General features: G+C 71.5%; 7 protein-coding genes. 4 read left to right on the top strand and 3 right to left on the bottom strand.

The window, feature by feature from the left end:
* Nucleotides 1-52 precede the first annotated feature (52 nt).
* Together VF092_03365 and VF092_03360 are read right to left on the bottom strand one after the other, a co-directional pair.
* Nucleotides 53-1,705, bottom strand: a complete 1,653-nt coding sequence (locus VF092_03365; GenBank protein ID HEX6746329.1) for an FAD-binding dehydrogenase — start codon at nucleotides 1,703-1,705, stop codon at nucleotides 53-55.
* A gap of 663 nt (nucleotides 1,706-2,368) precedes the next feature.
* Complete coding sequence (locus tag VF092_03360; protein HEX6746328.1) at nucleotides 2,369-3,589, bottom strand: hypothetical protein; 1,221 nt, start codon at nucleotides 3,587-3,589, stop codon at nucleotides 2,369-2,371.
* A gap of 429 nt (nucleotides 3,590-4,018) precedes the next feature.
* On the opposite strand from VF092_03360, the gene VF092_03355 reads away from it, so the two are divergent.
* The 4 genes from VF092_03355 to VF092_03340 all read left to right on the top strand — a co-directional run bounded on the left by VF092_03355 (nucleotide 4,019) and on the right by VF092_03340 (nucleotide 7,279).
* Nucleotides 4,019-4,771, top strand: coding sequence for a hypothetical protein (locus VF092_03355; GenBank protein ID HEX6746327.1), 753 nt, complete (start codon nucleotides 4,019-4,021; stop codon nucleotides 4,769-4,771).
* 367 nt (nucleotides 4,772-5,138) lie between these two features.
* On the top strand, nucleotides 5,139-6,077 hold the full coding sequence (locus VF092_03350) for a hypothetical protein (GenBank protein HEX6746326.1): 939 nt from the start codon (nucleotides 5,139-5,141) through the stop codon (nucleotides 6,075-6,077).
* 75 nt (nucleotides 6,078-6,152) lie between these two features.
* Nucleotides 6,153-6,524 (top strand): hypothetical protein, encoded by a 372-nt coding sequence (locus VF092_03345; GenBank protein HEX6746325.1) that lies wholly within the window; start codon nucleotides 6,153-6,155, stop codon nucleotides 6,522-6,524.
* A gap of 137 nt (nucleotides 6,525-6,661) precedes the next feature.
* Entirely contained in the window at nucleotides 6,662-7,279 is a 618-nt protein-coding gene (locus VF092_03340; protein HEX6746324.1) for a YceI family protein, read from the top strand.
* An 87-nt stretch (nucleotides 7,280-7,366) separates the two neighbouring features.
* Here the strand turns inward: VF092_03340 and VF092_03335 are convergent, their stop codons facing one another.
* A complete protein-coding gene (locus tag VF092_03335; protein HEX6746323.1) occupies nucleotides 7,367-7,930 on the bottom strand; it encodes a superoxide dismutase family protein in 564 nt (187 codons plus the stop codon).
* Between the last annotated feature and the right edge of the window lie 231 nt (nucleotides 7,931-8,161).

Below are 8,161 nucleotides of genomic sequence, written 5' to 3'. Positions count from 1 at the left end.
GGCGCTGCCGACGGAGAGCACCCCGGGCGGCTCGGGGCCGCGTCACCCTTGTTTAAAGGGCCGCGGCGACCGCACGGCCGGCCGTCCGCCCGCTGAACAGGCAGCCGCCGAGGAACGTACCCTCCAGCGCGCGGTAGCCGTGCATCCCGCCGCCGCCGAAGCCGGCCACCTCGCCGGCGGCGTACAGGCCGGGGAGCGGGTCGCCGTCCGCGCGGAGGACGCGGGCGTCGAGGTCCGTCTCCAGTCCCCCCAGCGTTTTGCGGGTGAGGATGGAAAGGCGCACCGCGATCAGCGGCCCCGCCTTCGGGTCGAGGATGCGGTGCGGCCTGGCGACGCGGATCAGCTTGTCGCCCAGGTAGGCGCGGGCGCCGCGCAGGGCCGTCACCTGCAGGTCCTTGCCGAACGGGTTGTCGAGCTGGCGGTCGCGCGCGACGATCTCGCGCTCCAGCGCGTCGGCGTCCAGCAGCGGCTCCGGCGTCAGCGCGTTCATCCCCCGCACCAGCTCGGGGAGGGTAGCGGCGACGACGAAGTCCTCCCCCTTCTGCTTGAACGCCTCCACCGGCGGCGGCGCGCCGGGAAGGACGCGGCCGGCCACCCTGCGGATGCTCTTCCCCGTCAGGTCGGGGTTCTGCTCGCTGCCGCTGAGCGCGAACTCCTTCTCGATGATCTTCTGCGTCAGCACGAACCAGGTGTAGTCGTAGCCCGTGCGGACGATGTGCTCCAGCGTGCCCAGCGTGTCGAAGCCGGGAAAGAGCGGCGGCGGCAGTCGCCTCCCCAGCGCGTCGAACCAGAGCGACGACGGGCCGGGGAGAATGCGGATCCCGTGCAGGGGCCAGATCGGCGCCCAGTTCGCGATCCCCTCGGTGTAGTGCCACATCCGGTCGGGGTTGATGAGGTTGCCGCCCGCCTGCTGGGTGATGGCGATCATCCGCCCGTCCACGTGCGCGGGAACGCCGCTCAGCATCCGCGCCGGGGGATCGCCCATGCGCGGGGGCCAGTTGCGGCGCACCAGCTCGTGGTTGCCGCCGATCCCCCCGCTGGTGACGATCACCGCCTGCGCGCGCAGGGTGAAGTCGCCCACCGCCGTGCGCGAGCTGGACTGGCCGCGCTCGACGGCGCTCGGCTCCAGCACCGTGCCGTGGACGCCGTCCACCACGCCGCCGGTGACGGTGAGGCCGTCCACCCGGTGGCGGAAGCGGAGCGTGAGCCGTCCGCGCGCCTCGGCCTCGCGGACGCGGGCGATGAACGGCGCCAGCACCGCGGGCCCCGTCCCCCAGGTCACGTGGAAGCGGGGGACGGAGTTGCCGTGCCCCGTGGCGAGGTATCCCCCCCGCTCCGCCCAGCCGACGACCGGGAAGAAGCGGATGCCGCGCTCGTACAGCCACGCGCGCTTCTCGCCGGCGGCGAAGTCGACGTAGGCCTCGGCCCAGCGGCGCGGCCAGCGGTCCTCCTCGCGGTCGAAGCCGGCGGACCCCAGCCAGTCCTGCAGCGCCAGGTCGCGCGAGTCACGGATGCGCATCCGGCGCTGCTCGGGGCTGTCGACCAGGAAGATGCCGCCGAACGACCAGAACGCCTGCCCGCCCAGCGACTGCTCGGGCTCCTGGTCCAGCACGATCACGCGCCGGCCCGCCTCGGCCAGCTCGGCCGCGGCAACGAGCCCGGCCAGGCCGGCGCCGACGACGATCACGTCCGCGTCGTGGGTCATGGATGCGTCACGGGTTGCGGTGGGACTGCGCGGGAGATGCGGCTCGCTCGCAGACCAGAATACGGCCCGGACGCCATTCTGCCTACATCGGGAGATGATGACCGCGGGATAGGCCTGCCGCGCGTCTGTGCGGGCTGCGCTCACATCCGGCGCGTGATGACCGGCGAAGATGCGTCCGCGATATCGCTAACTGCGTCATCAGGGGGGATGGTGCGCAGGCCGCCGGGCGTGCGCGTCCCACACCCTCGGCGCGGCCGAGCCGAGGGTGATCCCTCACTCCATCCCTCGCGACCGTCGGTGGGATGACGCGCGAATGGTTGGGCGGGACCGATCCCCCCGATGACGCAGTTGACGATGGTTCGGTGTGCGCCGGGCTCGCGATGAAGAGCCGAGGAGCGGTCTGCGATCGCCGTGCAGTCGGTCAGCCAGTGCCGATCATTCCTCCGGGGGATTTGATCGGAGACGGGAGGGGATTCAATCGCAGTGATGGATTGCAATCAGTCTGGTGATCCGTTCATCGTGCCGAAAGTCTACCATTCCACGAATTCCGCCGTTCCATCGCGACAATGCGATGCGGCTCCGCTCCAAGATCTGGAGCGGGGCCGCATCACTCAGGACTTAGGACTCAGGACTCAGGACTTGGCGCTCAGCACTCAGCACTGATCAGTGCGACACCGCCACCGGCGAATTCCGGTTCGTCGTCGAGCCGTCGCCCAGCTGGCCCCAGGGGTTGCGGCCCCAGCACCAGGTCTGGCCGTTGCCGTCGAGCCCGCAGGCGCCGGCCTGCTCCGCCTTCAGGCTGGAGAAGGTGACGCCCGCCGGCTGCGAGACTGCCGTCGGCGAGGTGCGGTTGGTGTTGGTGCCGTCGCCGATCTGGCCGTACTGGTTGTTCCCCCAGCAGTACGCCTGTCCGCCCGACGTCAGCCCGCAGGAGAAGTTCGTCCCCAGCGCCAGCGTGGCGAAGGTGACGCCCACCGGCTGCGACACCGCCACCGGCGTCTTGCGCGTTGTGGTGGTGCCGTCGCCCAGCTGCGCGTTGGCGTTGTTCCCCCAGCAGTACGCCTGGCCGCCGGAGTCGAGCGCGCAGGTGTGGTCGTACTCGGTGAACACGGCCGTGTAGCTCACGCCGCCCTGCTGCACCGTCACGGGGATCCTGCTTCCCAGCAGCGAGTTGTGCCCCAGCGCGCCGCTGCCACCGTAGCCCCAGCAGTACGCTTGGCCGCTGCCGCCGTCCAGCGCGCAGGAGTGGTTGTTCCCCGCCGCGATCTGCGTGTAGGTGACGCCGCTCTGGTGCGTCGCCGTCGGAATGACGGCATAGGTCACGGTGCTGTCGCCGATCTGGCCCCACGCGTTGTTGCCCCAGCAGTACGCCTGGCCGCCGGAGTTCAGCCCGCAGGTGTGCGCGCCGCCCGCGCTGACGGTGGTGAACGCCACGCCGCCCAGCGGCAGCACCGCCACCGGGATCAGTGGCATCACCAGCGTGCTGTCGCCCAGGCGGCCATCGGCGTTGTAGCCCCAGCAGTACGCCTGGCCCGACGAGGTCAGCGCGCAGTTGTGCTGCGAGCCCGAGGAAAGGTAGGTGAAGCTCAGCCCCGGCTGGAACACGTTCACCGGGACGGACGAGTTGGCGGCCGTGCTGTCGCCCAGCGTGCCGGCGGCGTTGCGCCCCCAGCAGTGCGCCTGTCCGCCGGAATCCAGCGCGCACGCGTGCGACTGCCCGCCGTCGATGAGCGTGTACGGCGTGCTGGGGATGACGGTCAGCCGCGGCCGGTTCGGGCCGAGCGGGCCGGCGTCGCTGGTCAGCCGGTCCGCGCAGGCGGAGAGGACGGCCACCGCCGCCGCGATCGCGAGCGGGGTGGAACGGAGGATGGTTCGCGGTCTCATCGGGGCGCCTCGGGACGTGAGGGAGTGAGCCAGCCGTGGATGCTGCAGGGGACATGGAAATTGGTCCCGCCCGACGATGGGGTCAACGGAAATCATGTCCGCATTCAAAAGGATACGGAGTTGTAAATTGTTATTTCCCCATCGGGTATGAAGATCAAATGTTCAGGCGCGTGGCGGATAAGGCGCGGGGCGGAGTTGACGCGGAGAGCCCCGGCCGCGGCGCGTCGAGAGAGGATCGCGGCCGCCGGATCGAGGCGCGACCAAGGCCGTCCAATTCCGTCGGCCGTCCCGATGGCGAACATCGTTACATGGGCGGACTGGCCGGCGTTACATCGGGCGTTTATCCATTGCAACGACGCCGTAACGGCATCGTCACGCCGCCGTGAGAAGAAGGTCACGGCTAATTCCAAGGGAGATGGGAGATCGGCGATGATCTCGACGAGGTTGCGGGCGTGCAGCGCGGCGGGGCTGCTGGCGGCGGCGGGATGCGCCTCGGCCGGCGGGGGCTCGCGCGCGGAGCTGCTGGCGGGCGGGCGGCTGATCGACGGCCGCCAGTGCGCGGTGGCGGCCGATCCCGAGCGTCTTCCCGCCGCCGCCGAGCTGGTGGACGCCGGCGCCTTCGGCGCGGACGCCGCGCGGCTGTGGGTGGATGCAGGCCGGCCGGCGGGATACGTGCTCTTCGCCCTGCGCCACGACGGCGAAGGCACGCAGGTGCGGCGCGCGGTGATCGAGTCCACGCTGCCGCCCGCGCTGACGGACACGCTGCAGAAGCTCGTCTACGCCTATCGCCGCCAAGCGCCGGCGGCGCGCGGCGAGTGGGGCGTGCGCCTGCGCGTGGAGGCGGGCGAGCCGGTCGGATTCCAGGTCGCCCGGCGGATGGAGTGCACCGCGCGCCCGCGCGACGCGGCGTACCGCATCGCCGATTCGGGCTTCGACGTGCGCGACACCGGCGTGGACGCGACGCGCACCGACGGGGCGCTGGCATGGGTGCACGTGCGGCTGACCGCGCAGGGGAACGTGACCGACGCGCGCATCGAGCGCGGGGTGTGGGTTCGCGGCGCGTGGGAGCAGCAGCGCCTGCTGAGCTACGTGCGCGGGATGAGCTTCTGGCCCGCGCTGGACGACGGCGTCCCCGTGCCCAGCGAGACCACCATTCCCGTGCGGCTGTCGCAGACGCGCTGAGGGCGATGATTGGGTGACGGGCGGGTAAACCCGCAGGCCGGAACCTCGGGAAGCCTGCTGCGCAGGCTGCGCGGCAGGCTTCCACACGTCAGGCGGAGGTTCGCGCCTCCGGATCGCCCGCATGCCGTTGAATGAAGCCTCGCGCGGTTTGCGAGGCTTTCCAAGGTTCCAGCCGCGGGTTCACCCGCCCGTCGCCGGCACCGCCCGTCCGAACACCTCCCATCTCCCATCTCCCGCCCTCCCTTTTCTTTTCGCCCTGCACCGCCTATCCTGCATCGGTATCACCTGTTCCGCCGAATGCTGCTCTCCCCGTGCACCCCCCCGTGGCATGACGCACGTTCCCGCGCGCCCTCGCCCGGTTTTCCGGATGCTCGCCGCGCTCGCGATCGCGGGCGTGGCGGCGTGCGTGCCGCACGTGGGGTCGGGGCCGGGGCCGGCGGGGCGGCCCGAGGCCCGGTCGCTGATGGGGCAGCCGCTGTATCCCCCCGAGCTCCCGCTCGAGGCCCGCCAGCGCGCCGAGGCCCAGCTCGACTCGGCGCGGCAGGCGTACGACGTGAACCCCGACAACGCCGACGTCATCCTCACCTACGGCCGGCGCCTGGCCGCGCTGGGGCGCTACACCGAGGCCATCGGGATGTGGTCCGAGGGGATCGACAAGCATTCCCGCGACCCGCGCTTCTACCGCTACCGCGGGCACCGCTACATCACCGTGCGCAAGTTCGACCGCGCGGTGAGCGACCTGGAGAAGGCCGAGCGCCTGCTGCGCGGCCGCCCCGACCAGACGGAGCCCGACGGCTCGCCGGGGACCACGCTGCAGCAGAGCGTATGGTACCACCTGGGGATCGGCTGGTACCTGCGCGGCGACTTCGCGCGCGCGGCGAACGCCTTCCGCTTCGCCCTGAACGCCTCGCGCGGCGACGACCAGCGGGTGGCCAGCACCGACTGGCTGTACATGTCGCTGCGCCGCGCCGGCCGCCACGACGAGGCGCGCGCCGTGCTCGACGCCCTCCCGCGCGACGTGAAGGTGACGGAGAGCCAGTCGTACCTGCGGCGCCTGCGCCTGTACCGCGGCGAACTGCCGGCCGACTCGCTGCTGAATCCCACGGGGAAGACGAACGTCGAAGTTGCCACGCAGTCGTACGGGGCGGGGAACTGGTACCTGTACAACGGCCGCGTGGGCGACGCGGAGCAGGTGTTCTGGAAGATCACCCAGGCGGAGAACTGGGCGCCGTTCGGCTACATCGCCGCCGAGGCGGACCTGCGCCGCCTGACGCGCGCCGACGCCCGCCGCGTCCGCCGCCGCTGACGCGTGGCAGCGCGGCTCACACCGGCGTCCGATCCGCATCGGGCGCCATTTTCTTGCGACTCGATGAGAGGGGGGATGCCGATGCGTTTCTTTGCCGCGCCGCTGCTCGCGCTGGTCCTGGGGATGTCTGCCTGCACGTCGTGGCGCGCGCAGACGGCGCCCGCGCCGGAGGTGGTGTCTGCCCATGCCGATGACGCGGTGCGCCTGCGCCGTCACGACGGGAGCGTGGTGGTGCTCACGCATCCGCAGGTGGCGGGCGACAGCATCGTGGGCGAGCTCGGCGACCCGCCCCGCCGCGTGGCCGTGGCCACGGCCGACGTGGAGCGCGTGGACGTGCGGGGCCTAAACGCCGCGCGCACCGGCGGGCTCACGCTCGGCATCTTCGCCGTGGTGGTGGCGGTCGCCGCGGCTGCCACGCTGGCCGCGGTGCTGACCGACTGGCACTGACGCGCTCGAGCCCAACGCCGGGCCACGGCGACGGGTATCATCACCGCGACGGGAACTCATCGCCCCGTCGCGGTGTTCTCTTGCGCTCGCGACCAATCCCCGTTGCAACAACGAACCGCATCTCCCGAGGGCTCCCGATGGCCGCAGGCACGCTCGCTACGCTCCTCCTTGCACCCGCGCTGCTGCTGGGCGGCGGCACTCCCGCGCCCGTCGCGGCGGAGAAGCCGCCGGTCACGTGGGAGATCGACGTGACGCACTCGGAGCTGTCGTTCCGCATCCGCCACCTGGTGAGCCGGGTGAGCGGCACCTTCGGCGAGTGGAAGGGCACCATCGTGGCCGACCCGGCGAACCTGTCCGCCGGCACGGTGAACGTGGAGATCCAGACGGCCAGCATCGACACGCGCAACGCGCGGCGCGACACACACCTGCGCTCGGGCGACTTCTTCGACGCGGCGAGCCATCCCACCATCACCTTCCGCAGCACGCGCGTGCAGCCCGGCCGCAACGGCGCGCTGAAGATCTACGGCAACCTCACCATCCGCGGGGTGACGAAGCCGGTGGTGCTGGATGGTCGGATGCTGGAGGTGGGCGGCACGCCCGGGCGGCGCCGCATCGGCTTCGAGGCGTCGACCACCATCAACCGTATGGACTACAACGTGGCGTGGAACCGCGCGGCCGAGGGCGGCGGCGTGGTGCTGGGCGATGACGTGGAGATCACCATCGCCGTGGAAGCCGCCGAGCAGCCGGCGTCCTGACTCAATCCCCAAAGAATTTCTCTCACGCAGAGTCAGCAGAGAACTGCAGTTTCTCTCTGCTGACCCTGCTGACTCTGCGTGAGACTTTCAGTTTCCGGCCTGCGGCGTGGCGATGACCCCGCAGGCGATGCGCGCGCCGGAGTTGCCGGACGGGTCCGTCATCATGTCGTCGGCCGACGCGTGGACGACGAGGGCGGTGCCGTCGACGTCGTAGATCGGCGGCGTGCCGGGCGTCAGCGAGGCGACGATGGTGGCCTCCACGTGCCCGCGCCCGTCCGCGCCGACGACGAGGTTGGGCAGGTCGCCCAGGTGCGGGCCCTGCGGGTTGCGCAGGCCGTGCCTGCGCGCCAGCGGGTTCATGTGCGCGCCCGCGGTGGTGAACTGCGGCGCGTCGCAGCGCCCGGCCTCGTGCAGGTGCGTGCCGTGCGTGCCCGCGGGCAGCCGCGTGGCGTCCACGCTCAGGCGGACGCTGTCGCGGCTGGCGCGCACCAGCGTTGCCCGCGCCACCTCCTGTCCCTGCGTGTCGTACAGCGGCACGGTGAAGGTGAGTGGCGTCGGCGTGCCGCTCGCCCCCGTCCCCGCCGCGCCGCCGCACGCCGCCAGCACCGCCACCGCCGTGCCACCGAGTGCCAGCCGGATCGTCGTCTTCATCGTCCTCCTCCTCCTCCCGTTCCCGTGCGTTTCGCTGTCGATCGGCCGCACACGCGAGCAACTATCGTGCAGCCTCGGATCGGTACGGGCGCCTGAAGGCGCGGCTGGAACATTGGAAAGCCTCGCAAACCGCGCGAGGCTTCAATTCGACTGTGTGCGATCACGGCGGCGGCGCGGATGGCGGCCGATCCGCACGGCAATCGACCCGCAGCCTGCGCAGCAGGCTTCGCA

The sequence above is a fragment of the Longimicrobium sp. genome, assembly GCA_036377595.1.
In the GTDB taxonomy this organism is placed as follows: domain Bacteria; phylum Gemmatimonadota; class Gemmatimonadetes; order Longimicrobiales; family Longimicrobiaceae; genus Longimicrobium.
This window is presented reverse-complemented; position numbering and strand designations above follow the sequence as displayed.

Bases quoted from the DNA above. Each gene is read 5' to 3' on its own strand.
- VF092_03365 (HEX6746329.1), bottom strand. From the start codon at position 1,705: ATGACCCACGACGCGGACGTGATCGTCGTCGGCGCCGGCCTGGCCGGG.
- VF092_03360 (HEX6746328.1), bottom strand. From the start codon at position 3,589: ATGAGACCGCGAACCATCCTCCGTTCCACCCCGCTCGCGATCGCGGCG.
- VF092_03355 (HEX6746327.1), top strand. From the start codon at position 4,019: ATGATCTCGACGAGGTTGCGGGCGTGCAGCGCGGCGGGGCTGCTGGCG.
- VF092_03350 (HEX6746326.1), top strand. From the start codon at position 5,139: ATGCTCGCCGCGCTCGCGATCGCGGGCGTGGCGGCGTGCGTGCCGCAC.
- VF092_03345 (HEX6746325.1), top strand. From the start codon at position 6,153: ATGCCGATGCGTTTCTTTGCCGCGCCGCTGCTCGCGCTGGTCCTGGGG.
- VF092_03340 (HEX6746324.1), top strand. From the start codon at position 6,662: ATGGCCGCAGGCACGCTCGCTACGCTCCTCCTTGCACCCGCGCTGCTG.
- VF092_03335 (HEX6746323.1), bottom strand. From the start codon at position 7,930: ATGAAGACGACGATCCGGCTGGCACTCGGTGGCACGGCGGTGGCGGTG.